Below are 25,176 nucleotides of genomic sequence, written 5' to 3'. Positions count from 1 at the left end.
CAGAAGCGGGCCGTCACCTCACCCTCGGGTGGGTGTGGCGGCCCGCTTCTCGTGTGCCGGGCGCGCAACCGGTAGCGTCGTGATCATGCCCATCGCAGACGCCATGCATCGCATCGGCGCACCCCACGGCGACTCGCGCGTCCGCGTGGCCGTGCTGTACCAGCTGACCGTCGGTCTGATGGGGGTTTTCGCGAGCATGGTCGCCATCGCGATGGGATCGGACGGGGATCTCTCGCTGCTGCTGACCGGGCTTGTGGCGCTGTTCCTGCTGACGGCCCTCGCGATCGCCTTTCCATGGGGTCGCGTCGATCCGAGGTGGAGCATCCTCCTGCCCATCGGCGACTGCCTCGCGATCGCGCTGATGCGCAATTCCGATCCGGCTGCGGGCTACAGCCTGCTGTGGATCTTCCCCGCGATGTGCCTCGCGGGCGGCTTCGGCCTGCCGGGCGCGGTCGGTGCGAACGTGCTCATCAACGGCCTGTACTGGCTCACCGTGGCGCTCGACGACGTCGAGGAGAAGACTCCGGTGGTGGCGCTGATCCCCATGATGATCGTCGCGATCACGGTCACCTCCTACAGCGCCGCGCGCCGCTCCGCGTATCAGCGTGACCTGCTGGACAAGCAGGCCCGCCGCTTGGCGCGCTCCGTCGAGCATGCCCAGAGGCAGGAGCTCATCCTCGCCGAGGTGCTCGACGCGGTGGACTTCGGCGTCGTGCGCTTCCACGCCGACGGCAAGATCGCCGTGCGCAACGAGGCGCACGCACGCATGCATCGACCGTCCCGTTCGGAGGACCGCACGCTTTACGCTCCTGACGGCCTCACGGTGCTGTCCGAGGGCGACTTCCCGCTTGAGCGAGCCGCTCGCGGCGACACCTTCGAGGGCGAGCTCGTCTGGCATGGCAGCCCGGGCTCCGGCCGCCGTGCGCTCAGCGTGACCGCCAGAGCTCTGCGCTCCAACGACGACCGGCCGATGGGCACGATCATGGTCTCGAGGGACGTGACGGAGGAGATGATGGCGCTCCGAGCGCGGGAGGATCTGGTCGCCTCCGTCTCACACGAGCTGCGCACGCCGTTGACCTCGATCCTCGGGTACGTGGAACTCGCGCTCGACATGGACGACGTGCCGGCCCGTGCGCGCCGGGGCCTTGCGATCGTGGAGCGCAACGCGACCCGGCTGCTGGCGATCGTCGCTGACCTCCTCAGCGCTTCTGCGGCGGGCCGGATCGGGGTGCAGCTGTCCATCAGCCGCGAACCGACGCGACTCGATGAGGTCGTGCGGGCCTGCGTGGACGGTCTGGCGGAGAGCGCCGCCGAACGGCGTATGGTGATCGACACCTCGGCCATGGAGGAGACCACGGCGTACGTCGACCCGCTCCGGATCGGGCAGGTCGCAGACAACCTGATCGGCAACGCGATCAAGTACGCCCATGACGGCGGGCGGATCGAAGTCGGCGTCACCAGTGACGGCGACCACGCCTGGATCGCCGTGCGCGACCACGGTCCCGGCATCTCGGCAGAGGAGCAGCAGCGGCTGTTCGAGCGATTCTTCCGCGGAGATGCGGTGCGTCGAACTTCCGTGCACGGCAACGGGCTCGGTCTCGCGATCACGCGGGACATCGTCCACGCGCACGGGGGAGAGATCACCGTTCAATCCGAGCCAGGACACGGCGCCACGTTCCTCGTCCGGCTGCCGCTTCACCACAGAGAAGGGCGGGCGTGATGGAGCTCGATCTGACGACCGTGTCCGCGATGACTGCACTGGTGGTGATCGTCGCCGGCGTGATGTTCATCCTGGAGACCATGTTGCGCGAGGACGATCGGGTCGGACGCGCGTGGTCGGTCGGCTTTCTCGCCGGCATCCTCGCGGCCGTGGCCTACGTCGTCTGGAACATCGATCCCGCGGAGGGTTGGTGGGCGACCGCCGTCGGCAACGCCGCCTTCGTCGCCAGCACCGGATTCCTGTACCTCGGGTGCCGGTTGTTCAACGGACGCGACATCCGGTGGACCGGCATCCTGCTCGCTGTTCTCGTCTCCGCCAGCCTGCTGGCGGTCGCCGTTCAGGGCGAAGCCGGCGGTGCGTGGGCCGGCGCGCCGATCATGTACGTCTCGCTCGCGGTGCTCGCGGCGTGCGGCGCCTCCGAGTGCCGCCGCGGCGACCTGCGAGGCGTCCGGACGGCCATCGTGCTCACCGTCATCTTCTGTGTGGAGGCGCTGTTCTTCCTGAGCCGCACGGTGGTCATCGTCGTTGCGGGGGAGACGAGCGAGCTGTTCCTCATCTGGTGGGGAACAGTGCCGACGAGCCTGCTCACCATCGTCCTGACGATCGTCGCGGTGGTGATCGCCTCGGTTCTGCGTGCCGAGCGCGCTCAGCTTCGCGGGCGCCGGCGGGAGAACCCGTCGGCGGTCGAAGCGGGGGTTCTGAACGCCGGGTCTTTCACACAGCTGATCGACGACGCGCTCCCGCGCGCTCGGGACAGATCGGAGTCGCTCGCGGTCGTCGCGATCCGTCTCACCGACATGCGGCATGTGGCGACCGCCTTCGGCGTCGCCGAGGCGGATGCTCTCGCGAAGGCCTGGCGGCGTTCGGTGCGCCGAGCGGCTGCCACGCAGTCGTGGGTCGGTGAGGACGGAGAGGGTGGTCTGCTGATCGGCCTCATCGGCGATGGAGACGCACGCAGAGCCGCGTCCGACATCGGCGTGCAGGTATACAGCGAACTCGCCGCGATCGGTGCGAGTGTCGTGCCGGGGATCGAGGTCGGAACGGCGGTCGACGACGGCGAGGTGGATGCCGCCGCGTTGATCGCGACGGCACGCGCAGCCCTCGTCGACGCGGAAGGGGCGCTGGGGGACGTCGGCGACGGAGATCAGGTCGTCAGCCGGTAGCCCACGCCGCGTACGGTTTCGATCCAGCGCGGTCGCGCACTGGAGTCGCCCAGTTTGCGCCTCAGGTTCGCGACGTGGACCTCGATGGCCCGCGCGTCATGGTCGCTGACGAAATCCGACGGCATGCCTCGTTCGCCGCGCAGCACCAGGGCCAGATCTGCTTTGCTGATCACCCGCTGGCCGGCGTCCAGTAGCTCGATGAGGATCTCGAACTCGCTTCGAGTCAGCTCGACCGGCGCATCATCAGCGGTGGCCATGCGCATCTCAGGATGGGCGCGGAGCCCGCGGTGGTCCAGCCACCCGCTTCCATCCGCAGAGCGCGAGACGCCGGCGGCCGAGGTCTCCGCTCGGACGCTCCGCGGCCGGCGCATCATCGCCTCCACCCGAGCGCGCAGCTCGCGGGGGCGGAAGGGCTTGATCACATAGTCGTCGGCACCCGACTGCAAGCCCAGAAGAGCGTCGATCTCCTCGGATCGCGCGGTCAGCATGAGGAGGTAGGTCGAGCTGAAGGCTCGGATGCGCTTGGCCGTCTCGAAGCCGTCCATCCCCGGCATGCTCACGTCGAGCGTCGTGACCACGGGATCGACCCGGCGGACGAGTTCGATCCCGTCGAGGCCCGTGCCCGCTGTGTGGACATCGAAGCCGGCCTCCTCGAGCACCTCGGCGAGCAGCGCGCGGATGTCCGGCTCGTCCTCGATGACGACCGCGACACGACCCTCCGGCATCCTCATCCCCTCCGAGCCCTCGCTCGCAGCAGGGGCGCGCGGGACTTCGGCGATGATATCGCAGAAGATGCGCGTGAAGGCTTCACTCGGCATGGTGGCGGCACTCCGGCGGTCTCAGGGGCATATCGTCGACTGCGCGGTGCGTTGCTCGATGACCGTGAACTGGATGGTCTGCGCCCACTTGCCCTCCGCCACGACCCGCGGGAGCTGCCGGCACGTCCAGCCATCACCCGTCGTGATGGTCGAACCCGTGGCGATTCCCGCGTTCGTCCAGGACCACTCGGGGCCTTCGGCTCCGCCGGCCGATCGCAGATCGACGTCGAGCATGACCGTCCGAGGCGCCAACAGCACAGAGGACGTGCGCAGGTTGACGGAATACGTCCTCGAGCGCACGCCGGCCGCGCTGGAGGCCGTGAACTGGACACCGGTCACCGAGCAGCTCAGTCGGATGCCGAGCAGTGAGTATGCGGTGCAGGAGTTCGTGCCGATCTGCCAGATGCCGGCCGTGACCGTCCCCGAGGTGACATGGCGATCGGTCCAGGCAGCGGTGGTGTTCTGCGCCTCGGCCGGAAGGGTGCCGAGCGCTCCCACCAGTAGGAGCGCCACGCCGAAGGCCACTGCGCGCCGACGCAGTCGTCCGCTCATGCGGTCGCCTTTCGGCTGGGCGCGATCTCCGGCGGCGTCAGCATGCTCAGACCGAGCAGACCGATCAGGCCGGCGAGCAGCGGCACGGCGACGGCGGGGGTCGTCAGGCGCATCATCGCCGTGCCCCACCCGGAAAGCTGCAGGACGGGCTTCCAGACGTCGCCCGAAACGGTGTAGTCCAGTGCATCGGAGAAGTCGTTGTTGTCGCCCTTCATAGTGATGACGAACGAGTCGTCTGCGGATTCGATGGCCTCGATCCGGTGGGTGACAAGATCATCGGTCAGCTCGCTGGGCAGGCTCACGACGTCACCCACCTCGAGGTCGTCCGCAGGCGCCCTCATCGCGATCAGAAGGTCACCGGTCATGATCCCGGGTTCCATGGACCCGGAGATCACGACCAGCGGTTGGATCACGCCGGCGGCGGTGGCTCCCCAGAGGACGCCGCAGGCGAGACCCGCGGCGCCGAGGATCCAGAGGACGACGAGGGAGAAGCTGCGCAGGATGTGCATCGCCGGATGTCCTTTCTGGTTCCGATGCCGCGGCGTGGTGGTCAGGCGGTGGCGGTCGCGGCGACCGTGACGACGATCGTTCCGGTCTTGCCCTGGTTGGCAGGTGCCCAGTCCGCGGGTGCCGTGACGGTGAGGTCGAACTGGTCTGTGGCGCCGCTGCCGGAAGGGGTGAGCGTCGCAGCGAGTCCGGAGACGGCGGCGCCGGGATTCACGACGAAAGTGGATCCGGTCGCGAAAGCGACCTCGGACGTGAGCGCGGCGCTCACCGAGCTCTGGTTGCGCACCCAGAGCTTCACGGTGCGGGACTGTCCGGGAAGGAGATTCGCGAGGGTCTCAGCCGGGATGGTGAGCTGGACGCTGTCCTTCGTGCCGGAGTCGAGCCAGGTGGTCCCGTCGATCGAACCCTGGATGTCGAAGGTCGCGGCGGCAGCGGGCGCGGAGAAGAAGGTGTTGTCGGTCCACGCGGCGCTCGTGGCGGCGGCGCCGATGCCGCCGACAGCGAGCACGGCGAGGCCGAAGGCGAGAACCGGGCGGCGCTTGCGCCGAGTGGTTCGGGTCTGGGAAGAAGGAGCGGCGGAGGAGTTCATGTTCGTCATGTGTGCAACGGTAGGGACAGCGCCTCAAGCCAGCCTCAGGTCTTCCTCAAGTCCGCCGCAGGCTTTCCCGATGGTTTCCCTGCCTCCGGACGGGCGGACCGCGCTGACGGCGGGCAGTCGGGGCATCCACCCGGACCCGCGTGAACACGGCGACGCGGCAGCCGCTCGCCCCCGAGCGCTGCTCGGTGCGCCGGTGACGCGTGCCAGGATGGACGCATGCCTCTCATCGCCCTGACCGGCGGCATCGCCTCCGGGAAGTCCACGATCGCCCGGCGCCTTCAGGAGCACGGCGCGATCGTCGTTGACGCCGACGAGATCGTGCGCGAAGTGCAAGCGCCGGGATCACCCCTGCTGGGGGAGATCCGCGCCGCATTCGGAGAGGACGTCATCGAGGCGACCGGAACGCTCGATCGAGCGGCACTCGGCGCCCGGGTGTTCGGCGATCAGGAGGCGCTCGCACGGTTGAACGCCATCGTGCATCCCGCCGTTCGGGAGCAGTCGGCCCGGCGATTCGAGCAGGCCTTCGCCGCGGATGCCGACGCGGTGGTGGTCTACGACGTGCCGCTGCTCGTCGAAGCGAGAGTGGACGATCCGTGGGACATGATCGTCGTCGCTCATGCCCCCGCCGAGGTGCGGTTGAACCGGCTCATCGAGCTGCGCGGTATGGACCGGGCGGCGGCGCAGTCGCGCATCGATGCCCAAGTGCCCGACGAGAAGCGCCTCGAGATCGCTGACGTCGTGATCGACACGTCCGGCAGCCTCACCCGAACTCTCGAGTGCACCGATGACCTCTGGCGACGGCTCGTAGCCGCCTGAGCGCACCACCGGCGAATCGGCGCACGGAGCGTGTCGGCCGCCGGCGGCGCCGAGTCAGGGCGCTCGGAGCCGATGTCAGTGGCCGGCTCTACGCTGGAAGGCATGCAACCCACGCGCAGCGTCCGCCCCTTCGAGGTCGTCAGCGAGTACGCGCCGGCCGGTGACCAGCCGCAGGCGATCGCCGAGCTCGCGGCGCGCATCAACGCCGGCGAGACGGACGTCGTGCTCCTCGGCGCCACCGGAACGGGCAAGTCGGCCACGACGGCCTGGCTGGTCGAGCAGGTGCAGCGCCCCACTCTGGTGCTGGCGCACAACAAGACGCTGGCGGCGCAGCTGGCCAACGAGTTCCGCGAGCTGATGCCCCACAACGCCGTGGAGTACTTCGTCTCCTACTACGACTACTACCAGCCCGAGGCGTACGTGCCGCAGACCGACACCTTCATCGAGAAGGACTCGTCGATCAACGCCGAGGTCGAGCGGCTGCGGCATTCCACGACGAACTCCCTGCTGAGCAGGCGCGACGTCGTCGTGGTCTCCACGGTCTCCTGCATCTACGGCCTGGGTGCCCCCGAGGAGTACCTGCGAGCCATGGTGGCGCTGCAGGTGGGCGAGCGGTACGACCGAGACGCGCTGATCCGGCAGTTCATCGCCATGCAGTACAACCGGAACGACGTCGACTTCTCTCGCGGCAACTTCCGCGTGCGCGGCGACACCATCGAGATCATCCCCGTGTACGAGGAGCACGCGATCCGCATCGAGCTGTTCGGCGACGAGATCGAGGCGCTCTACTCGCTGCATCCGCTCACCGGCGAGGTGATCGCGAAGCTCGATTCGGTGCCGATCTTCCCCGCCTCGCACTACGTGGCGGGCACGGATGTCGTGCAGCGCGCGATCGGCACGATCGAGGCGGAGCTCGCCGATCGCCTGGCCGAGCTGGAACGGCAGGGCAAGCTGCTCGAGGCGCAGCGCCTGCGCATGCGCACGACGTTCGACCTCGAGATGCTGCAGCAGCTCGGCTTCTGCTCCGGCATCGAGAACTACTCCCGGCACATGGACGGCCGCCAGGCCGGTGAGCCGCCGCACACGCTGCTGGACTTCTTCCCCGACGACTTCCTGCTCGTCATCGACGAGTCGCACGTCACCGTGCCGCAGATCGGCGCCATGTACGAGGGAGACGCGTCGCGCAAGCGCACGCTCGTGGAGCACGGCTTCCGTCTGCCGAGCGCGATGGACAACCGGCCGCTGCGGTGGGACGAGTTCAAGAACCGGATCGGACAGACGGTGTACCTGTCGGCGACGCCGGGCAAGTACGAGATGGGGATCGCCGACGGAGTGGTCGAGCAGATCATCCGGCCCACCGGATTGATCGATCCCGAGATCATCGTGAAGCCGTCGAAGGGACAGATCGACGACCTGCTCGAGGAGATCCGGCTGCGCGTCGGTCGGGACGAGCGCGTGCTCGTCACGACCCTGACCAAGAAGATGGCCGAGGAGCTCACCGACTTCCTCGGCGAGCACGGCGTGCGGGTGCGCTACCTGCACTCCGACGTCGACACGCTGCGGCGTGTCGAACTGCTCACCGAGCTGCGGGCCGGCGTGTACGACGTGCTCGTGGGCATCAACCTGCTGCGCGAGGGCCTCGACCTTCCTGAGGTGTCGCTGGTGGCGATCCTCGATGCCGACAAGGAGGGCTTCCTGCGTTCGGGCACGTCGCTCATCCAGACGATCGGCCGCGCGGCCCGCAACGTGTCGGGGCAGGTGCACATGTACGCCGACAACATGACCGATTCGATGCGGAACGCGATCGAAGAGACCGATCGCCGGCGCGAGAAGCAGATCGCGTACAACACGGCGAACGGCATCGACCCCCAGCCGCTGCGCAAGCGGATCGCCGACATCACCGAGGTGCTCGCCCGCGAGGCCGCCGACACCGCCGACATGCGTGCGGGGCGGAACAAGGGTGGCAAGCCCGGCCGAGGGAAGTCGCCGACACCGAATCTGCGCCGCGAGGGCATCGCCGCCGAGGGTGCGACGCAGCTGGAGGAGACCATCGCCGACCTGTCGGATCAGATGCTGGCGGCTGCCGCTGAGCTGAAGTTCGAACTCGCCGCCCGGCTGCGCGACGAGGTGCAGGACCTCAAGAAGGAGCTGCGCGCGATGGAGCGGGCAGGGCACGCGTAACGGCAGGGGAGGGCACCGGGATGGATGCGGCAGGGACCGAGCTCGCGGACAGGCTGCGGGCGCTTCTGGCGGGCGAGCCGACGCTGGACGAGAAGCGCATGTTCGGCTCGCGCGCGTTCATGGTGAACGGCAGGATCCTCGTCGCGGCGCGCGGCGGCGGCACACTGCTCGTGCGCGTGCCGGAGGAGCGGAGTGCGTCGCTGCAGCAACGGCCGGGCGCGCGGATCGCGTCGATGGGCGAGCGCACCATGGGGCAGGGGTGGCTCGATATCGATCCGGCGGTGCTCGATGACGACGAGCTGATCTTCTGGCTCGACGCCGCGCGCGATCACGATCTGCGCGGCTGAACGTCGGCTGACCATCCCGATGGGCGGGCTCAGGGGCAGTGCATGAGCGGTTTCGGGCCGCTGCGATCGATCTCATGCCGGTTCATCGCCGCGCCGCACAGTGGGCAGGCACGTTCGGCGCGCTCCGCGGCGGTCGGCGGAGGCGTGGTCTCGTAAGGCCCGACGGATGCCGGGCCCGCGTACCGGATCAGCCGGGAGTTGAGCCAGGCGTACAGGCCGCCGGCCTCGCGGATGCGGACACGCAGCGGCATCCGTCGTGTGTGCTCGTCCATGATGGTTAGTGTACTAACGATTAGCGTGGATAGAATTTGTCCGTGACGAACGACGATGAGCTGCTCCGCCTGGAGAATCAACTGTGTTTCGCGATGGTGACCGCCGCCCGCAACGTCGTCGCGGTGTACCGGCCGATCCTCGAGCCGCTCGGCCTCACGCATCCGCAGTATCTGGTCATGCTCGCGCTGTGGGAGCGTTCGCCGCGATCGCTGGGGGAACTCGCCGACGAACTGGCGCTGGAGCCGGCCAGCGTGTCGCCGCTGGTCAAGCGGCTCGAGAAGGGCGGCATCGTCGAGCGCGTGCGCAGTGCGCGCGACGAACGACGCCTGGAGATCGGGGTGACCGACGCCGGCCGGGCGTTGCGGGAACGAGCGGTGGACGTGCCGGGCCAGGTCATGGCGCGGGCGGGGATCGACTTCGATTCCGTCGCCGCCCTGCGGGAAGCGCTGCGCCCCTTCGCCGGGAGCGGCTCCCGCGCTCGGTGACGCGGCGTTATCCACAGGCGGTGCGGCTCGCTCGGCCCGCTCGCCTAGGGTGGTCCCATGAGCACCAGCGCGGCTGACAGGGACACCTCGTCGCCGAGCGATGATCGACGGCCGCCTTCCGGCGCCACGCCCCTCGTGGCGACGCTCGTGCTCTTCCTGATCGCGATGCTCGCGTCCGCCCTGGCCGGTGCGCCGAAGATCTCTCTGCGGGAGCCGGGGCGTCCGGATCCGCCCATCACGCCCACGGAGCAGGCGACGCCGATGCCGTTGCTCCCCGTGCAGCCCGAGGAGGACCCAGGGATCGCCGACGCGATCCTGAAGCTGGTGCTGCTGCTGCTCGTGGTGGGCGTGATCCTCTTCGTCGTGTACGTCGTCGTGCGCGCGTTGATCGATCGGGTGCGGGCGTGGTCGGCGCGCCCGCCGCTGCAGGACGCGGCACCGACGGACGCGGAGACGCACGGCGCCGCCACCGACGAGTCCGCGCCCGATGCCGCGGTGATCCGACGCGGCATCGCGGCCGCGCGGGCTGACATCTCCGCTCACCCCGATCCGGGCGACGCGATCATCGCCGCGTGGGTGGGCCTCGAGGAGACCGCCGCCGATTCGGGAAGCGCGCGCGGCAGGAGCGAGACCCCTGCGGAGTTCACCCTGCGGATCCTGCTGCGTCGCGAAGGCATCGACGTCCCGACGAGGCTGTTGCTGCGCCTGTACGAGGGCGTGCGCTTCGCCGGGCGCTCCGCATCCGAACAGGACAGGAACGCCGCCCTCGCCGCCCTCACCGAGATCGAAGGCGGATGGCGATGAGAGCACGAGTACGGATTCCGCTCGCGGCCGGCGCCGGGGTGCTCGCCGCGGTCGGCTTCTCGGGCCTGGGCGTGCAGGCGACGTTCGCCTGGGCATGGGGCGGGCTGATCGCCGCGGTGATCGCCGTGCTCGGCGTCGCCCTGCCGGACGACCCCAGGGCGGACGCCCCGGGACGCGACATCGGCGACGGCTTCCGCGGGTCGGAGGTGTCGAGACTCGCGTGGGCGATCAATCCGCGCACCGGTGAGGTGGGCGCGGCCGTGACCAGGCGCGTCCGCGCCACGCTGCGCCGCCGCCTCGCGCTGGCCGACCTCGACCCCGAGGCCCCCGCAGACGCCGAAGAGGTGGAGAGGCGGCTGGGTGCCGGTCTCTGGGCGCGGCTGAACGGGCCGCGCACGAGCATCCAGGACATCGGCGACGCCCTTGCCGCCGCCGAGCGACTCGCACCGAAGGAGGCACCATGACCGATACGGCGACGCGGACGGATGACGGTTCGCAGAGGGAGGACGGCCGGATGGATTTCGAGGACATCGCCGAAGCGGGAAGGAAGATCCGCGCGGCGGTCGCCACCGTGGTCGTGGGCATGGAGGATCCGCTCGAGATCGCGTTGGCGACGATCCTCGCCGGGGGCCACGTGCTGTTCGAGGATGTCCCCGGCCTCGGGAAGACCCTGGCGGCGCGGAGTCTCGCGGCGGCGCTCGGCCTGTCGTTCCGGCGGTTGCAGTGCACGCCGGACATGCTTCCCGGCGATGTCACCGGATCGTATGTCTACGCCCCCGATACGGGCGAGTTCGTGTTCCGTCCCGGGCCGATCTTCACCGGGCTGCTGCTGGCCGACGAGATCAATCGCACGACCCCCAAAACGCAGTCCGCGATGCTCGAGGCGATGGCCGAGCGGCAGGTGACGGTCGAGGGCAACAGCTTTCCGCTGGAGGCCCCGTTCCACGTGATCGCCACCGCGAACCCGATCGAGTACGAGGGAACGTACTCGCTGCCCGAGGCGCAGCTCGACCGTTTCATGGTGCGGCTCTCGGTGGGCTATCCCGAGGCGGAGGGCGAGACCGACATCCTGCTCGGGCGCGTGCGACGGCAGCAGGAGACCACGCACGTCGACGCGGTGCTCACCGCCCGTGATCTCATCGAGCTGCAGCGGGCCGTGGAGCGGATCCACGTCGATCCGGACGTGGCGCGCTACTGCGTCGACCTGACCGCTGCCACGCGCAGCGCCCAGCACATCGCGGTGGGTGCGTCGCCGAGAGGCTCCCAGGCGCTTCTGCTGCTCGGCCGGGCACTGGCGGCGCTGGACGGACGCGACTACGTCCGACCCGACGACATCAAACGAGTCGCCGTGCCCGTGCTCGCCCACCGTCTTACCCTGACTCCGCAGGCGTGGGCGCAGGGCGTCGACCCGGAGCACCTCGTCGGCACACTCGTGGCGGCGGTTCCCGTGCCGCCGAGCATCGCGACCGCTCGGCGATGACCCGCCTGCGCAACCGTGTGCCGGGAACCGGTTGGAGGGTCGCGCCTTCTGTCGTGTTCGCCTCGTTGGGCGCGTTCGCTCTGCTGGTCGCCGGCGTGGCGCTTTCGCGGCCGGATGCCATCGCCGTGTCCATGCCGTTGGCGTTGTGGGCGGTGGCGGCCGTCGGCAGGAGGACCCCGGCCGACGTCGTGGCCGAGGTGCGGGCAGCGGACGGTTGGGAGCAGGGATGGCTGCTCGACGACGTGCGGGCCCGCTCGGCGGCCGACATGGTCGAAGTGTCCCTGATCCAGGGCGAGCGGACACGTGCGAAAGCGTTCGTTCCCGGGACCGGACGCATCCGCACGCGCAGCCGTGTGCTGCACTCCGGGCCGCTGCGCACCGTGGAGGTGGCCGCTCGCGCGGTCGACTCAGACGGGGGGATGCTGGCGCCGCCGATCGAGGCGGTGTCGACAGTCCGCACCGTGCAGCCTCCCAGGCGTGCCCTCGCCCGTCTGCCGCTGGCGCCGAGGCTGACGGGGCTGCACGGAGCGCACGAGGGTGCGCGGCCCGGGCAGGGCGGCGACTTCCGCGACATCCATCCGTTCGCGCCCGGCGACGAGCTCCGACGGGTGGACTGGAAGGCGACCGCTCGTGCGGCTCGTCGTCCTGGTGACCTGCTGGTACGCCGCACGAACACGCTCAGCGACGCCTCGGTGGTCATCGCGATGGACACCGCGGACGAGCTGGGCGCGGTTGTCGCCACGTGGGGAACGGGCGATCTGGAACGCAGCGGTGTGACCTCGCTGGATCACGCCCGCAGTGCGGCGAGGTCGATCGCCGCCGCCGCGGTCGCCCACAGTGACCGGGTCGCGTTCCACACTCTCGCGCACGGCGGGCGCTCCGTGCGCAGCGGCGGCGGTTCCCGCCATCTGGCACGCGTGATCGCCGACATCTCGGCGAGCGGACGTGAAGGCGACGATGCCCGTTTCCGGCGCACGCCACCCGTGCCACAGGGATCGATGATCTACGTGCTGTCGACCTTCTTCGACGGTGCGGCGGCGGAGATCGCACTGAAGTGGCGCGCTGCCGGGCACCGTGTCGTCGCGGTGGACACGCTTCCGGCGCTGGACGTCGGCAAGCTGTCCCGCGAACGCGAGTTCGCGCTCCGGGTGCTGCTCGCCGAGCGAGACGACATGCTGCACGGTCTGCGCACGTCGGGTGTCGAGACGCTCCGGTGGGCGCGCGACCCCGCGGCCGAGCTGGCAGCCCTGTCTCGCACACCTCCCGCGAATGTCGGATCGGTGCGGCGTCAGGCGGCGGGGGCGGCGCGATGAGACGCAACGACACCTTCTCGCTGGGCCCGGCGATACCGGGTCATACCCTGCGCGCCGTCGCGATCGGCGTGGCGGTGGGCGCCGCGATCCTGCTGTCCGCGCCCGTGGGATGGGTCGTCGTCATCGGACTGGTCTGCGCGGTCGGGGCGGTCTGGCCGCAGACCGCCGGGGTCTGGCTCGCCGCCGCGGGCGCCGGGCTGATGCTGCTGCTGAACGAGCCGCACCCGGCAAGAGCCGCGGTGGCCATCGCCGCCGTGCACCTGCTGCACGTCCTCGCCTCGCTGACGTCGGTGATCCCGATGCGCGCCGCGGTGTCGTTGCGGGCACTGGCGCCGACCGGCATCCGCTTCGCATGGATGCAGGGCATCGGCCAGGCGGCATCCCTCGTCGTGCACCTGCTGCCGCGCGGTCCGGCCGTGCCCTTCGCCGTCCTGGCCGGCGCGGGTGCCTCGCTGACGGTCGGCGTGCTCGCCGGGCGGATGCTGCGCGCGCAGCGCTCCCATGCGTTCTCGCCCCCCGATTCGCACTCCGCACACCTGGCAGAGCGCTGAGACGGCGGCGGTGGCGAAGCCAGTGTCGGTGGCCGCTCTTAGACTTGACGGGTGCCCATCGTTCCCGTCGCCTCCTCCGGAAAACTCAGTGTCCGCGGTGCCCGCGTGCACAATCTCAAGAACGTCGACATCGACATCCCACGCGACTCCCTCGTCGTGTTCACGGGCCTGTCGGGGTCCGGCAAGTCGAGCCTGGCGTTCGACACGATCTTCGCCGAGGGGCAGCGTCGCTACGTCGAGTCGCTGAGCGCCTACGCGCGCCAGTTCCTCGGTCAGGTGGATCGGCCCGACGTCGACTTCATCGAGGGGCTGAGCCCCGCGGTGTCGATCGATCAGAAGTCCACCAACCGCAACCCGCGGTCGACGGTGGGAACGATCACCGAGATCTACGACTACATGCGCCTGCTGTGGGCGCGCATCGGAGTGCCGCACTGCCCGGAGTGCGGCGAGCGGATCCAGCGTCAGACCGTGCAGCAGATCGCCGACCAGCTGATGGAGCTGCCGGAGCGGACGCGCTATCAGATCGTTGCGCCGGTGGTCTCGCAGAAGAAGGGCGAGTTCGTCGACCTCTTCCGCGAGCTGGGTGCGAAGGGCTACTCGCGAGCGATCGTCGACGGCGACCTCATCCAGCTGGCCGAGCCGCCCACACTGAAGAAGAGTTACAAGCACGACATCGCCGTGGTCGTCGACCGCCTGGTCGCGTCGCCCGACATCCTCGGCCGCGTGACGGACTCGGTCGAGACGGCACTGAGCCTGGCCGGCGGCGTGGTGCAGGTGAACTTCGTCGACGAGGAGGGGGATGCCGCTTGGCAGTCGTTCTCCGAGAAGCTCGCCTGTCCGAACGGGCACGCCATCACCCTCACCGAGATCGAGCCGCGCACCTTCTCGTTCAACGCCCCGTTCGGAGCCTGCCCGGCCTGCTCGGGACTCGGCACGCGCATGTCGGTCGATGTGGATCTCATGCTGGGCGACGAGGAGCTCTCCATCCGCGAGGGCGTGATCCTGCCGTGGACCACGCAGGGCAAGGGCCTGTTCCAGTACTACGAGCGGCTTCTCGAGGGCCTCGCCCGCGACCTCGACTTCTCACTCGACACGCCGTGGCGCAAGCTGCACTCCGACGTGCGCGAGGCGGTGCTGCGCGGCGACAACTACAAGGTCACGGTGAAGTGGAAGAACCGCTACGGCCGTGAAATGCGCTACACGTCGGGCTTTGAGGGGGTGGTGCCGTACATCGAGCGGCAGTACCTGCAGGCCGAGAGCGACACGCAGCGCAGCCGCTGGGGTGAGTACCTGCGCGAGGTTCCCTGCCCGGTCTGCGACGGCGACCGGCTCAAGCCCGAGGTGCTGTCGGTGCTCGTGCACGGCCACTCCATCGCCGAGGTCTCCCACCTCAGCCTGGCCGGGGCGCGCGCGTTCATGGAGAAGCTCGTGCTCACCGACCGCGAGGCGAAGATCGCCGCGCAGGTGCTGCGAGAGATCCGCCTCCGGCTCGACTTCCTGCTCCAGGTGGGTCTCGCTTACCTCAATCTAAGCCGCTCGGCCGGCTCGCTCTCCGGTGGCGAGGCGCAGCGCATCCGTCTCGCCACGCAGATCGGCTCCGGCCTCACCGGAGTGCTGTACGTGCTCGACGAGCCGTCGATCGGCCTGCACCAGCGCGACAACCGCCGTCTGATCCAGACGCTCGAGAAGCTGCGTGATCTCGGCAACACGCTCATCGTCGTCGAGCATGACGAGGAGACGATCGAGGCCGCCGACTGGGTGGTCGACATCGGCCCTGGTGCCGGCGTCGGCGGGGGAGAGGTCGTGCACTCCGGGCCGTACAGCGCTCTGCTGGCCGACACCGAGTCGATGACCGGCGACTACCTGTCCGGCCGCCGCGAGATCCCCACGCCCGTCAAGCGCCGCAAGATCGACCGCAAGCGGATGCTGAGCGTCGTCGGCGCGCGCGAGAACAACCTGAAGAACGTCACCGCCGACTTCCCGCTCGGCGTGCTGACCGCGGTCACCGGCGTGAGCGGCTCCGGCAAATCGTCGCTGGTGAACGACATCCTGTACCAGGTGCTCGCCTCACGACTCAACGGCGCCCGAACGGTGCCGGGCAAGCACACCCGCGTCACCGGTCTCGACAACCTCGACAAGGTCGTGCACGTCGACCAGGCGCCGATCGGCCGCACCCCCCGCTCGAACCCGGCGACCTACACCGGCGTCTTCGACCGCATCAGGGCGCTCTTCTCGGAGACCCCCGAGGCGAAGGTGCGCGGCTACCAGCCGGGGCGGTTCAGCTTCAACGTCAAGGGCGGCCGCTGCGAGGCGTGCTCCGGTGACGGCACGATCAAGATCGAGATGAACTTCCTGCCCGACGTGTACGTCGACTGCGAGGTATGCCACGGCAAGCGGTACAACCGTGACACCCTGGCCGTGCACTACAAGGGCAAGAACATCGCCGAGGTGCTCGAGATGCCGATCGAGGAGGCCGCGGACTTCTTCGAGCCGATTCAGGCCATCCACCGGTACATGAAGACCCTCGTCGACGTCGGTCTCGGCTACGTGCGCCTCGGTCAGGCGGCCACGACGCTCTCGGGCGGCGAGGCGCAGCGCGTCAAGCTCGCCACCGAGCTGCAGCGCCGCAGCAACGGTCGCAGCATCTACGTGCTCGACGAGCCCACCACCGGGCTGCACTTCGAGGATGTGCGCAAGCTGCTCGAGGTGCTGAACGGGCTGGTCGACAAGGGCAACACGGTGATCGTGATCGAGCACAACCTCGACGTGATCAAGTCCGCCGACTGGGTGATCGACCTCGGTCCGGAAGGCGGGTCCGGCGGCGGCGAGATCATCGCGACCGGTACGCCGGAGCAGGTCGCCCGCGTCGAGGAGAGCCACACGGGTCAGTTCCTGGCGGAGATCCTGGGTGTCGTCCGCGAGGCGCAGGAACCGGGGCAGAGGCGCAAGGCGGGCTGATGGCGGACGTCCTGCCCTACAAGCCGCGGGTGGGGGAGATTCCGACCGACCCGGGGGTCTACCGCTTCCGCGACACGGACGGCCGGGTGCTCTACGTCGGCAAGGCGAAGAACCTGCGCCAGCGTCTCTCGAACTACTTCGCGCCGCTGCGGACGCTGCACGAGCGCACGCGGCGGATGGTGACGACCGCCGCATCCGTGGAGTGGACCGTCGTCGCCACCGACGTCGACTCGCTGCAGCTCGAATACATGTGGATCAAGGAGTTCGATCCGCCGTTCAACGTGCGCTACCGCGACGACAAGTCGTACCCGTTCATGGCGATCACGCTCGGCGACGAGGCGCCTCGGGTGATGGTCACCCGCAACCGCAAGATCCCCGGCGCGCGGTACTTCGGCCCCTATCCCAAGGTGTGGGCGGTGCACGAGACCATCGACCTGATGGTCAGGGCGTTCCCGATCCGCACCTGCAGCGATGCCAGCTACAAGCGGGCGATGCAGACCGGCCGGCCGTGCTTCCCCGGTCAGATCGGCAAGTGCGGCGGGCCCTGCTCCATGAAGGTGACCATCGAGGAGCACCGGGCCATGGTGGACGACTTCGTCGCGTTCATGGCCGGAGGTGACGAGCGGTTCACCCGGGAACTGACGAAGCGGATGCAGGCCGCATCCGCTGCGATGGACTACGAGTCCGCGGCGAAGCATCGCGACAAGCTGCTCGCCATCGAGGCGGTTCTCGGCAGAAGCGCGCTGGTGCTGCCGTCCGACGAGGACGCCGACCTGTTCGGCATCGCCGAGGACGAGCTGGCCGCGGCCGTGCAGCACTTCGTCATCCGCGGCGGCCGGGTGCGCGCCGTACGTGCGGTGACCCTCGACAAGGAGCTCGACATCTCCGGCGGCGAGCTGGTCGAGCAGGTCCTGCAGCGCGCCTACGGCGAAGCATCCGACGTGCCGCGGCGCGTGCTCGTCCCCGCGATGCCGCCCGACGCGCCCGAGCTCGAGCAGTGGCTGCGCGAGCGGCGCGGGCGCAAGGTCGAGATCGCCGTCGCACAGCGCGGTCAGCGCGCCGAGCTCATGCGCACGGCGACGCTCAATGCGCAGCAGGCGCTGCTGCGCCACAAGACCCGCCGTACCAGTGATTACGTCGCCCGGACGCAGGCGCTCACCGACCTGCAGGAGGCGCTGGGCATGGACGAGGCGCCACTGCGCATCGAGTGCTTCGACATCTCGCATCTCGGTGGCACGAACGTCGTCGCGTCGATGGTCGTGTTCGAGGACGGACTGCCGCGCAAGGATCAGTACCGGTCGTTCAACATCGCCGAGACCACGGATGACACGGACTCGATGTACCAGGTGCTGATGCGTCGCCTGGCCAGGGTGGACGCCACACCGGAGGACGCCGAAGCCGAGGAGCAGGGCGGCCGTCGCAGACCGAGGTTCGCCTACCGCCCGCAGCTGCTCATCGTCGACGGCGGACGGCCTCAGGTGCAGGCGGCGGCCCGTGCTCTGCAGGACAGCGGCCACACCGAGATCGCGCTCTGCGGGATCGCCAAGCGCCTGGAGGAGATCTGGCTCCCGGACGACGACTTCCCGGTGATCCTTCCGCGCACCAGCGAGGCGCTGTACCTCGTGCAGCGGCTGCGTGACGAGGCGCACCGTTTCGCCATCACGCATCAGCGCCGCCGGCGGCGCCGCGACATCTCCACCGTGCTCAGCGAGATCCCCGGGCTGGGGGAGGCGCGCATCAGGGCGCTGCTGAAGCACTTCGGCTCCGTGGCCGCGCTGCGCTCGGCCACGGCGGAGCAGATCTGCGAGGTGAACGGCATCGGCCCCGCCCTTGCCGCCTCGATCTGCGCGCACCTCACCGGCGCCGGAGCGGCGCGCGGCGCACCCTCCGAGCTGCGAGAGCCGGCGACGCTCACGCCGACTTCCGCGCCCGATGACGAAGCGGCCTCGCTGACTGGATAGGCTTGACCGCGGGAGAGGAGTCGTCGATGGCCGCCGCTGATAAGGGCGAATTCCTGATCGTCACCGGGATGTCGGGCGCAGGACGCACCACCGCGGCCAACGCCCTCGAGGATCTCGGGTGGTACGTCGTGGACAACCTGCCGCCGCAGATGCTGCGTCCGCTGCTCGAGCTGACCGACATGGGCGCGGGGAACCTTCCCAAGATCGCCGCCGTCGTCGATGTGCGCGGGCGCAGCCTGTTCGACGACTTCCCCGGCGTGGCGCGTTCTCTCCGTGCGCGCGGCGGGGTCAAGGTGCTGTTCCTGGACGCCTCGGACGATGTGCTGGTGCGCCGCTACGAGTCGGTGCGGCGGCCGCACCCGCTGCAGGGCGACGGGACGCTCCTCGACGGCATCCGGATGGAACGTCAGCGGCTGGCTCCGATCCGTGAAGCGGCCGACCTGCTCGTCGACACCTCGATGCTGAACATCCATCAGCTGGCGACGCAGGTGTCCGAGCTGTTCTCCGAGGAGGGCGCCGCGCGTCACCGCCTCACGATCCTCAGCTTCGGGTTCAAATACGGACTGCCCACCGACGTCGACCTCGTCGCCGACATGCGCTTCCTGCCGAACCCGTTCTGGAAAGAGGAACTGCGGGAGCACACCGGGCAGGATGCCGACGTGCGCGACTACGTGCTCTCCCGCGCCGGAGCCACGGAGTTCCTCGACGCATATGCCGCGGCGCTGCGACCGGTGCTCGAGGGGTATCAACGCGAGAACAAGAGTCACTCGACCGTCGCCATCGGATGCACCGGCGGCAAGCACCGCTCGGTCGCCACGGCGGAGGAGCTGGCACGCCGTCTCGCCGACGTTCCCGGAGTCTCGGTGAACGTGCGCCACCGGGATCTCGGACGGGAGTGAGCCGACGCCCTGGCGGGCCCTCGAGGCGGTGGATTCCGCCCGGGCCTTGTAGGCTGTTCCCTTGCGTCGCGATCCGACGCGCGGATCGTGAAGGAGTCTCGTGGCACTAACCACCGACGTCAAGGCAGAGCTGGTCAGCATTCGCAATGCGCCCCCGACGGTGCGTGTCGCGGAGGTGACGACCATCCTCCGTTTCGCCGGTGGGCTGCACTCCATCGCCGGTCGCGTCGCCGTCGAGGCCGAGGTGGATGCCGAGCTGCTCGCCCGCCGGGTCGCGCGCGATCTGGCGGAGATCTACGGCGTGCGCCCAGAGATCGCCCAGGTGAAGTCGAGCAGCGCGCAGTCCGGCGCTGCCGGCGACGGCGCGCGCTGGGCGGTGCGGGTCATCGCCGCGGGCGAGACCCTCGCCCGCCAGACTGGTCTGCTTGACGCGCGGCGACGACCCGTGCGCGGCCTGCCGAACCGGCTGACCACCGGGTCGCCCGAGGAGCTCGCCGGTCTCTGGCGTGGCGCCTTCCTCGCCGCGGGATCACTCAGCGAACCGGGTCGTTCGGCGATGCTCGAGGTGGCATGCCCGTCCGGTGAGGCCGCGATGGCGCTCGTCGGCGCCGCCCACCGTCTGGGCGTCACGGCGAAGGCCCGCGAGGTGCGCGGCCTGCCGCGCGTCGTCGTGCGCGAAGGCGAGGCGATCCGTGCGATCCTCAGCATCATGGGCGCCGGGCGCACCGCCGCCGCCTGGGAGGAGATGCGCCAGCGCCGTGAGGTGCGCGCCGGCGTGAACCGTCTGGTGAACTTCGATGACGCGAACCTGCGCCGCTCCGCGCAGGCCGCTGTCGCGGCCTGCGCCCGCGTGGAGCGCGCTCTCGAGATCCTCGGCGACGACGTGCCCGATCATCTGCGCACCGCAGGCGATCTGCGCCTCGCGCACCGCGACGCCAGCCTCGACGAGCTCGGACACCACGCGGACCCGCCGCTCACGAAGGATGCCGTGGCCGGCCGCATCCGCCGTCTTCTCGCGATGGCCGACAAGCGCGCTCAGCAGGAGGGCATCCCCGGCACCGAGGCGGCCGTCCCGGCCGGCCTGGAGGACTAGCGACGCTCGATCTCGTCATCCGGGGAAGGATCCCCTGACGTGTCACGTTGCCGTCAGTAGGATGTGAAACGTCTGCCTCGCGGCGCACTTCGGCGGCGCGGGGGACCGGCAAGCGCCGCGGCGCGGCGCGGATTGGATGAAAGAGACATGGCGACCTACACGCTTCCTGACCTCCCTTACGACTACGCGGCGCTGGAGCCTCACATCAGCGCGAAGATCATGGAGCTGCACCATGACAAGCACCATGCCGCCTACGTCGCCGGTGCGAACACCGCCCTCGAGCAGCTCGCCGAGGCCCGCGACAGCGGCAATCTCGCGAATGTGAACAAGCTCGAGAAGGACCTCGCGTTCAACCTGGGCGGTCACGTCAACCACTCCATCTTCTGGACCAACCTCTCGCCGAACGGCGGCGGACAGCCCGAGGGCGAGCTCAAGGCCGCCATCGACGAGTACTTCGGCTCGTTCGAGAAGTTCCAGGCGCACTTCACCGCCGCCGCGACCGGCATCCAGGGCTCCGGCTGGGCCGTGCTGAGCTGGGACCCGATCGGCGCCCGCCTGATCATCCAGCAGCTGTTCGATCAGCACTCGAACACCGCCCAGGGCACGGTGCCGTTGTTCCAGCTCGACATGTGGGAGCACGCGTTCTACCTCGACTACCTCAATGTGAAGACCGACTACGTCAAGGCGGCGTGGAACATCGCTGACTGGCAGAACGTCGCGCAGCGTTTCGACATCGCGCGGGAGAAGACGTCGGGACTGCTGGTACTGTCGTAAAAGATGGGCGTCCTGATGGGCGAAATGCCCATCAGGACGCCGTTGTCCGCGAAACCCGCCGGAAAACCCCTTAAGAACCAGGAGACTTTCGTGTCTGTCAAGATCGGTATCAACGGCTTCGGTCGTATTGGACGAAATTTCCTCCGCGCGGCGCTCGCGCAGAACGCGGACCTCGAGATCGTCGCAGTCAACGACCTCACCGACAACAAGGCGCTCGCGCACCTTCTGAAGTACGACTCGGTCGGCGGACGCCTCGCCGACGAGGTCTCCTACGAGGGTGACGTCATCAACGTCGGCGGCCGCGCCATCAAGGTGTTCGAGGAGCGCGACCCGGCAGCCCTGCCGTGGGGCGAGCTGGGCGTCGACATCGTCATCGAGTCGACCGGCCGCTTCACCAAGGCCGCGGATGCCTCCAAGCACATCGCCGGCGGCGCCAAGAAGGTCATCATCTCGGCACCGGGCACCGATGTCGACGGCACCTTCGTCATGGGCGTGAACGAGGACAGCTACGACTCGGCCACCATGAACGTCATCTCGAACGCCTCGTGCACCACCAACTGCCTCGCGCCGCTGGCCAAGGTGTTCAACGACGAGTTCGGCATCGAGCGCGGCTTCATGATGACCGCGCACGCCTACACCGCCGACCAGAACCTGCAGGACGGCCCGCACAGCGATCTGCACCGCGCCCGCGCCGCGGCGATCAACATCGTTCCGGCCTCGACCGGTGCCGCCAAGGCCATCGGCCTGGTGCTGCCCGAGCTGAACGGCAAGCTCAGCGGCTCGTCGTACCGCGTGCCCGTGCCCACCGGATCGATCGTCGACCTCACCCTGGTGACCGGTCGCGAAGACCTCACGGTCGACGACATCAACGCCGCGTACCGCGCCGCCGCCGCGGACGGTCGTCTGCAGGGCATCCTGCAGTACAACGAGGACCCGATCGTGTCGAGCGACATCCAGCAGAACCCCTACTCGTCGATCTTCGACGCCGGACTGACCAATGTCAGCGGCAACCTCGTCAAGGTGTCCAGCTGGTACGACAACGAGTGGGGCTACTCCAACCGTCTCGTCGACCTGACCGAATACGTCGCCGAGCGTCTCTGAGCTCTGATACATGACTCTGCGCACCCTGGACTCTCTGGGTCCCCTCGAGGGCAAGCGCGTCATCGTCCGTTGTGACCTGAACGTCCCCCTGCGGGACGGGGTCATCACGGACGATGGTCGTGTTCGCGCCTCGCTTCCGACCCTCAACGCCCTCATCAACGCCGGCGCACGGGTAGTCGTCTGCTCGCACCTGGGCCGCCCCGACGGGGCACCCGACCCGCAGTACAGCCTGGAGCCGGTGGCCCAGCGCCTGTCCGAGCTGCTCGGCAAGCCGGTCGCCTTCGCGCGCGACACCGTCGGCGAGTCGGCGCGCGAGGCGGTGGCGGCGCTGGAAGACGGCGACGTGGTCGTGCTGGAGAACCTGCGCTTCAACGCGGGGGAGACCGCGAAGGATGACGAGACGCGCCGTGCCTTCGCCACCGAGCTGGCGGCGCAGGGCGACGCCTTCGTCTCCGACGGATTCGGCGTCGTGCATCGCAAGCAGGCCAGCGTCTACGACCTGGCCGAGATCCTGCCGTCGGCGGCCGGCCTGCTGATCGCCGCCGAGCTCGACGTGCTCGATCGCCTCACCGAGAAGCCGGAGCGTCCGTACACGGTGGTGCTCGGGGGATCGAAGGTGAGCGACAAGCTCGGCGTGATCTCCCATCTGCTGCCGCGCGTGGATCGGCTGCTGGTGGGCGGCGGGATGCTGTTCACGTTCCTCGCCGCCGAGGGTCACGCGGTGGCGTCGAGCCTGCTCGAGAAGGATCAGCTCGACACCGTCCGCGGCTACATCGCAGAGGCGAAGGAGCGCGGCGTGGAGCTCGTGCTCCCGACCGATGTCGTCGTCGCGTCCGCCTTCGCCGCGGATGCCGAGCACGAGGTGGTCGCGGCCGACGCCATCGAGCAGAGCTCGTTCGGCGCGTCCGGCATCGGGCTCGACATCGGGCCGCAGACGGCCGCGCGCTTCGCCGATGCGATCCGCGGTTCGAAGACCGTCTTCTGGAACGGCCCGATGGGCGTGTTCGAGTTCCCCGCCTTCGCGGCGGGCACCAAGACCGTGGCCGGCGCGCTGACCGAGGTCGACGGGCTCGGCGTCGTCGGCGGCGGTGACTCGGCGGCCGCCGTGCGTCAGCTCGGCTTCGCCGACGAGCAGTTCGGACACATCTCGACGGGCGGGGGCGCGAGCCTCGAGTTCCTCGAGGGCAAGAAGCTACCTGGACTGGAGGTCCTCGGATGGCAGTGAACTCTGCGACCACGAACCGGCGCACCCCGCTGATCGCGGGCAACTGGAAGATGAACCTCGATCACCTGCAGGCGGTCGCGACCGTGCAGAAGCTGCACTGGACGCTGAAGGACGCCGGCCACGAGGGCGACTCGGTCGAGGTGGCGGTCTTCCCGCCGTTCACCGACATCCGTTCGGTGCAGACGCTGATCGACGCCGACAAGATCCCGTTCGCCCTCGGCGCGCAGGACGTGTCGCCGCACGACTCCGGCGCGTACACGGGCGAGGTCGCGGGCGCGTTCCTGTCGAAGCTCGGCGTCGGCTACGTGATCATCGGGCACTCGGAGCGTCGTGAGTACCACCGCGAGGACGATGAACTCGTCAACGCCAAGGTGAAGGCGGCGCTGAAGAACGGTCTCGTGCCGGTGATCTGCGTGGGCGAGACGGCAGAAGACCTCGAGCGCTTCGGCGCCAGCGCCGTTCCGGCGGGGCAGCTCGAGAAGGCGCTCGATGGTGTTCCGGCATCCGCCGACATCGTCGTGGCGTACGAGCCGGTCTGGGCGATCGGCTCCGGACAGGCGGCCACGCCGGCACAGGCGCAGGACGTCTGCGCCGCGCTGCGCAAAGTCATCGCATCCGCTCTCGACGAGGATGCCGCGGCGCGCACCCGTGTGCTGTACGGCGGTTCGGTCAAGTCGGGCAACATCGCGAGCTTCATGCGCGAGCCGGACGTCGACGGCGCTCTCGTGGGCGGCGCGAGCCTCGTGGTCGACGAGTTCGCGGCGATCGTGCGCTTCGAGAAGCACGTCGGTGTGTGAGTCGGTCGGGGCGCGCAGGCGCCTCGGCCTATAATCGACAGCTAGGCGGGTCGTTCGCGGCCCTGGCGAAAGGCTTCTCCTCGTGCAGGTTCTCGAGTTCGTTCTGCAGGTGCTGCTGGGTATCAGCAGCGTGCTGCTGACCCTCCTCATCCTTCTTCACAAGGGCCGCGGTGGCGGTCTGTCCGACATGTTCGGCGGCGGCATGTCCGCGGCCGTGGGCTCCTCGGGCCTCGCTGAGCGGAACCTCAACCGGTTCACGGTGGTGCTCGCCCTGGTGTGGTTCGTGTCGATCGTGGCACTCGGGCTCATCACGAAGGTGCAGGTGATCTGATGGCGACCGGTGGAAACGCGATCCGCGGCACGCGGGTCGGTTCGGGCCCGATGGGCGAGCAGGACCACGGCTACCACGCCGACCGCATCGCGGTTTCGTACTGGGACGGCCTCGGCAACGAGACGGTCCGATACTTCGCGGCCGGGCTCCCCGAGGAGGAGATCCCGGACATCATCGACCACCCGCATTCGGGACTGCCCGCAGGGCGCGACCGGCAGAACCCGCCGGAGCTCGCCAAGGCCGAGCCGTACAAGACGCACCTCGCGTACGTGAAGGAGCGCCGGACCGACGAAGAGGCCGAGCAGCTCCTCGAAGACGCTCTCACCCAACTGCGCGAGCGTCGCGGTCTGGTCTGAGCGCAGGCAGATCAAGAGACCGCCGTGTCGGATGACACGGCGGTCTCTTTATGCGCGTGAGGGGTGCCCCCCT

General features: G+C 69.2%; 26 protein-coding genes. 21 read left to right on the top strand and 5 right to left on the bottom strand.

All coding sequences use genetic code 11. The features are described 5' to 3' along the window. The first annotated feature begins 85 nt into the window (after positions 1-85). Together ACFWH5_RS11025 and ACFWH5_RS11020 are read left to right on the top strand one after the other, a co-directional pair. Positions 86-1,720, top strand: coding sequence for a sensor histidine kinase (locus ACFWH5_RS11025; RefSeq protein ID WP_378834606.1), 1,635 nt, complete (start codon positions 86-88; stop codon positions 1,718-1,720). Continuing rightward, positions 1,717-2,883 carry a hypothetical protein gene (locus tag ACFWH5_RS11020; RefSeq protein WP_378834605.1) on the top strand — a complete coding sequence of 389 codons (1,167 nt, stop codon included), beginning with the start codon at positions 1,717-1,719 and terminating at the stop codon, positions 2,881-2,883. Before ACFWH5_RS11025 ends, ACFWH5_RS11020 begins: the two co-directional genes overlap by 4 nt. Here ACFWH5_RS11020 and ACFWH5_RS11015 read toward each other — a convergent pair. The 4 genes from ACFWH5_RS11015 to ACFWH5_RS11000 all read right to left on the bottom strand — a co-directional run bounded on the left by ACFWH5_RS11015 (position 2,865) and on the right by ACFWH5_RS11000 (position 5,358). Beyond that, entirely contained in the window at positions 2,865-3,608 is a 744-nt protein-coding gene (locus tag ACFWH5_RS11015) for a response regulator transcription factor (protein WP_378834603.1), read from the bottom strand. The genes ACFWH5_RS11020 and ACFWH5_RS11015 overlap by 19 nt on opposite strands. A gap of 114 nt (positions 3,609-3,722) precedes the next feature. Then, positions 3,723-4,253 carry a SipW-dependent-type signal peptide-containing protein gene (locus ACFWH5_RS11010; protein ID WP_378834602.1) on the bottom strand — a complete coding sequence of 177 codons (531 nt, stop codon included), beginning with the start codon at positions 4,251-4,253 and terminating at the stop codon, positions 3,723-3,725. After that, positions 4,250-4,762, bottom strand: coding sequence for a signal peptidase I (locus ACFWH5_RS11005; protein WP_378834601.1), 513 nt, complete (start codon positions 4,760-4,762; stop codon positions 4,250-4,252). Before ACFWH5_RS11005 ends, ACFWH5_RS11010 begins: the two co-directional genes overlap by 4 nt. 41 nt (positions 4,763-4,803) lie before the next feature. Next, the gene (locus tag ACFWH5_RS11000) at positions 4,804-5,358 is read right to left on the bottom strand and encodes a hypothetical protein (protein WP_378834599.1); all 555 of its coding nucleotides are present in this window, start codon (positions 5,356-5,358) and stop codon (positions 4,804-4,806) included. A 216-nt stretch (positions 5,359-5,574) separates the two neighbouring features. On the opposite strand from ACFWH5_RS11000, the gene coaE reads away from it, so the two are divergent. From coaE to ACFWH5_RS10985, 3 genes are all read left to right on the top strand, one after another. Beyond that, positions 5,575-6,174: a dephospho-CoA kinase gene (gene coaE, locus ACFWH5_RS10995; protein ID WP_378834597.1), complete on the top strand. Its 600-nt coding sequence runs from the start codon at positions 5,575-5,577 to the stop codon at positions 6,172-6,174. Between the two features lie 102 nt (positions 6,175-6,276). Next, positions 6,277-8,355: an excinuclease ABC subunit UvrB gene (uvrB, locus tag ACFWH5_RS10990; RefSeq protein ID WP_378834596.1), complete on the top strand. Its 2,079-nt coding sequence runs from the start codon at positions 6,277-6,279 to the stop codon at positions 8,353-8,355. A 20-nt stretch (positions 8,356-8,375) separates the two neighbouring features. Next, complete coding sequence (locus ACFWH5_RS10985; RefSeq protein WP_378834594.1) at positions 8,376-8,702, top strand: TfoX/Sxy family protein; 327 nt, start codon at positions 8,376-8,378, stop codon at positions 8,700-8,702. Positions 8,703-8,731: 29 nt separating this feature from the next. On the opposite strand, the gene ACFWH5_RS10980 is transcribed toward ACFWH5_RS10985, so the two are convergent. After that, entirely contained in the window at positions 8,732-8,974 is a 243-nt protein-coding gene (locus ACFWH5_RS10980) for a hypothetical protein (RefSeq protein ID WP_378834592.1), read from the bottom strand. A gap of 93 nt (positions 8,975-9,067) precedes the next feature. On the opposite strand from ACFWH5_RS10980, the gene ACFWH5_RS10975 reads away from it, so the two are divergent. The 16 genes from ACFWH5_RS10975 to ACFWH5_RS10900 all read left to right on the top strand — a co-directional run bounded on the left by ACFWH5_RS10975 (position 9,068) and on the right by ACFWH5_RS10900 (position 25,103). Continuing rightward, on the top strand, positions 9,068-9,460 hold the full coding sequence (locus ACFWH5_RS10975) for a MarR family winged helix-turn-helix transcriptional regulator (protein WP_378834820.1): 393 nt from the start codon (positions 9,068-9,070) through the stop codon (positions 9,458-9,460). A 57-nt stretch (positions 9,461-9,517) separates the two neighbouring features. Further along, on the top strand, positions 9,518-10,264 hold the full coding sequence (locus ACFWH5_RS10970; protein WP_378834590.1) for a DUF4129 domain-containing protein: 747 nt from the start codon (positions 9,518-9,520) through the stop codon (positions 10,262-10,264). After that, positions 10,261-10,728 carry a hypothetical protein gene (locus ACFWH5_RS10965; RefSeq protein ID WP_378834588.1) on the top strand — a complete coding sequence of 156 codons (468 nt, stop codon included), beginning with the start codon at positions 10,261-10,263 and terminating at the stop codon, positions 10,726-10,728. The genes ACFWH5_RS10970 and ACFWH5_RS10965 overlap by 4 nt, the downstream gene beginning before the upstream one ends. 50 nt (positions 10,729-10,778) lie before the next feature. After that, positions 10,779-11,744, top strand: coding sequence for an AAA family ATPase (locus ACFWH5_RS10960; RefSeq protein WP_378834819.1), 966 nt, complete (start codon positions 10,779-10,781; stop codon positions 11,742-11,744). Then, positions 11,741-13,057 (top strand): DUF58 domain-containing protein, encoded by a 1,317-nt coding sequence (locus tag ACFWH5_RS10955; protein ID WP_378834587.1) that lies wholly within the window; start codon positions 11,741-11,743, stop codon positions 13,055-13,057. The genes ACFWH5_RS10960 and ACFWH5_RS10955 overlap by 4 nt, the downstream gene beginning before the upstream one ends. Beyond that, positions 13,054-13,608: a hypothetical protein gene (locus tag ACFWH5_RS10950; protein WP_378834585.1), complete on the top strand. Its 555-nt coding sequence runs from the start codon at positions 13,054-13,056 to the stop codon at positions 13,606-13,608. Before ACFWH5_RS10955 ends, ACFWH5_RS10950 begins: the two co-directional genes overlap by 4 nt. A 51-nt stretch (positions 13,609-13,659) precedes the next feature. Then, the gene (gene uvrA / locus ACFWH5_RS10945) at positions 13,660-16,566 is read left to right on the top strand and encodes an excinuclease ABC subunit UvrA (RefSeq protein ID WP_378834584.1); all 2,907 of its coding nucleotides are present in this window, start codon (positions 13,660-13,662) and stop codon (positions 16,564-16,566) included. Continuing rightward, positions 16,566-18,527, top strand: coding sequence for an excinuclease ABC subunit UvrC (gene uvrC / locus ACFWH5_RS10940; protein WP_378834582.1), 1,962 nt, complete (start codon positions 16,566-16,568; stop codon positions 18,525-18,527). Before uvrA ends, uvrC begins: the two co-directional genes overlap by 1 nt. A gap of 26 nt (positions 18,528-18,553) precedes the next feature. Next, entirely contained in the window at positions 18,554-19,426 is an 873-nt protein-coding gene (gene rapZ / locus ACFWH5_RS10935; protein ID WP_378834580.1) for an RNase adapter RapZ, read from the top strand. 100 nt (positions 19,427-19,526) lie between these two features. Next, on the top strand, positions 19,527-20,519 hold the full coding sequence (whiA, locus tag ACFWH5_RS10930) for a DNA-binding protein WhiA (protein ID WP_378834578.1): 993 nt from the start codon (positions 19,527-19,529) through the stop codon (positions 20,517-20,519). 147 nt (positions 20,520-20,666) lie between these two features. After that, a complete protein-coding gene (locus tag ACFWH5_RS10925) occupies positions 20,667-21,293 on the top strand; it encodes a superoxide dismutase (RefSeq protein WP_378834577.1) in 627 nt (208 codons plus the stop codon). 90 nt (positions 21,294-21,383) lie between these two features. Next, a complete protein-coding gene (gene gap, locus ACFWH5_RS10920; protein WP_309128606.1) occupies positions 21,384-22,394 on the top strand; it encodes a type I glyceraldehyde-3-phosphate dehydrogenase in 1,011 nt (336 codons plus the stop codon). 10 nt (positions 22,395-22,404) lie between these two features. Next, a complete protein-coding gene (locus ACFWH5_RS10915) occupies positions 22,405-23,619 on the top strand; it encodes a phosphoglycerate kinase (RefSeq protein WP_378834576.1) in 1,215 nt (404 codons plus the stop codon). Beyond that, a complete protein-coding gene (tpiA, locus tag ACFWH5_RS10910) occupies positions 23,610-24,416 on the top strand; it encodes a triose-phosphate isomerase (protein WP_378834574.1) in 807 nt (268 codons plus the stop codon). The genes ACFWH5_RS10915 and tpiA overlap by 10 nt, the downstream gene beginning before the upstream one ends. An 82-nt stretch (positions 24,417-24,498) precedes the next feature. Then, positions 24,499-24,747 (top strand): preprotein translocase subunit SecG, encoded by a 249-nt coding sequence (gene secG / locus ACFWH5_RS10905; protein ID WP_309128603.1) that lies wholly within the window; start codon positions 24,499-24,501, stop codon positions 24,745-24,747. Then, positions 24,747-25,103: an RNA polymerase-binding protein RbpA gene (locus ACFWH5_RS10900; protein WP_378834573.1), complete on the top strand. Its 357-nt coding sequence runs from the start codon at positions 24,747-24,749 to the stop codon at positions 25,101-25,103. The genes secG and ACFWH5_RS10900 overlap by 1 nt, the downstream gene beginning before the upstream one ends. Positions 25,104-25,176: the final 73 nt, after the last annotated feature.

It is taken from the genome of Microbacterium sp. NPDC058345 (assembly GCF_042723855.1).
Lineage (GTDB): Bacteria > Actinomycetota > Actinomycetes > Actinomycetales > Microbacteriaceae > Microbacterium.
This window is presented reverse-complemented; position numbering and strand designations above follow the sequence as displayed.

What these genes read in the sequence shown, in the direction of transcription:
- ACFWH5_RS11005 (WP_378834601.1), bottom strand. Translation starts at nt 4,762, where the DNA reads ATGCACATCCTGCGCAGCTTCTCCCTCGTCGTCCTCTGGATCCTCGGC.
- ACFWH5_RS11025 (WP_378834606.1), top strand. Translation starts at nt 86, where the DNA reads ATGCCCATCGCAGACGCCATGCATCGCATCGGCGCACCCCACGGCGAC.
- ACFWH5_RS10970 (WP_378834590.1), top strand. Translation starts at nt 9,518, where the DNA reads ATGAGCACCAGCGCGGCTGACAGGGACACCTCGTCGCCGAGCGATGAT.
- coaE (WP_378834597.1), top strand. Translation starts at nt 5,575, where the DNA reads ATGCCTCTCATCGCCCTGACCGGCGGCATCGCCTCCGGGAAGTCCACG.
- ACFWH5_RS10955 (WP_378834587.1), top strand. Translation starts at nt 11,741, where the DNA reads ATGACCCGCCTGCGCAACCGTGTGCCGGGAACCGGTTGGAGGGTCGCG.
- uvrB (WP_378834596.1), top strand. Translation starts at nt 6,277, where the DNA reads ATGCAACCCACGCGCAGCGTCCGCCCCTTCGAGGTCGTCAGCGAGTAC.
- ACFWH5_RS10960 (WP_378834819.1), top strand. Translation starts at nt 10,779, where the DNA reads ATGGATTTCGAGGACATCGCCGAAGCGGGAAGGAAGATCCGCGCGGCG.
- uvrC (WP_378834582.1), top strand. Translation starts at nt 16,566, where the DNA reads ATGGCGGACGTCCTGCCCTACAAGCCGCGGGTGGGGGAGATTCCGACC.
- tpiA (WP_378834574.1), top strand. Translation starts at nt 23,610, where the DNA reads ATGGCAGTGAACTCTGCGACCACGAACCGGCGCACCCCGCTGATCGCG.
- ACFWH5_RS10925 (WP_378834577.1), top strand. Translation starts at nt 20,667, where the DNA reads ATGGCGACCTACACGCTTCCTGACCTCCCTTACGACTACGCGGCGCTG.
- ACFWH5_RS10965 (WP_378834588.1), top strand. Translation starts at nt 10,261, where the DNA reads ATGAGAGCACGAGTACGGATTCCGCTCGCGGCCGGCGCCGGGGTGCTC.
- ACFWH5_RS10975 (WP_378834820.1), top strand. Translation starts at nt 9,068, where the DNA reads ATGGTGACCGCCGCCCGCAACGTCGTCGCGGTGTACCGGCCGATCCTC.
- ACFWH5_RS10900 (WP_378834573.1), top strand. Translation starts at nt 24,747, where the DNA reads ATGGCGACCGGTGGAAACGCGATCCGCGGCACGCGGGTCGGTTCGGGC.
- rapZ (WP_378834580.1), top strand. Translation starts at nt 18,554, where the DNA reads ATGGCCGCCGCTGATAAGGGCGAATTCCTGATCGTCACCGGGATGTCG.
- ACFWH5_RS11015 (WP_378834603.1), bottom strand. Translation starts at nt 3,608, where the DNA reads ATGCCGGAGGGTCGTGTCGCGGTCGTCATCGAGGACGAGCCGGACATC.
- ACFWH5_RS11000 (WP_378834599.1), bottom strand. Translation starts at nt 5,358, where the DNA reads ATGACGAACATGAACTCCTCCGCCGCTCCTTCTTCCCAGACCCGAACC.
- ACFWH5_RS10980 (WP_378834592.1), bottom strand. Translation starts at nt 8,974, where the DNA reads ATGGACGAGCACACACGACGGATGCCGCTGCGTGTCCGCATCCGCGAG.
- ACFWH5_RS10915 (WP_378834576.1), top strand. Translation starts at nt 22,405, where the DNA reads ATGACTCTGCGCACCCTGGACTCTCTGGGTCCCCTCGAGGGCAAGCGC.
- ACFWH5_RS10950 (WP_378834585.1), top strand. Translation starts at nt 13,054, where the DNA reads ATGAGACGCAACGACACCTTCTCGCTGGGCCCGGCGATACCGGGTCAT.
- ACFWH5_RS11010 (WP_378834602.1), bottom strand. Translation starts at nt 4,253, where the DNA reads ATGAGCGGACGACTGCGTCGGCGCGCAGTGGCCTTCGGCGTGGCGCTC.
- ACFWH5_RS10985 (WP_378834594.1), top strand. Translation starts at nt 8,376, where the DNA reads ATGGATGCGGCAGGGACCGAGCTCGCGGACAGGCTGCGGGCGCTTCTG.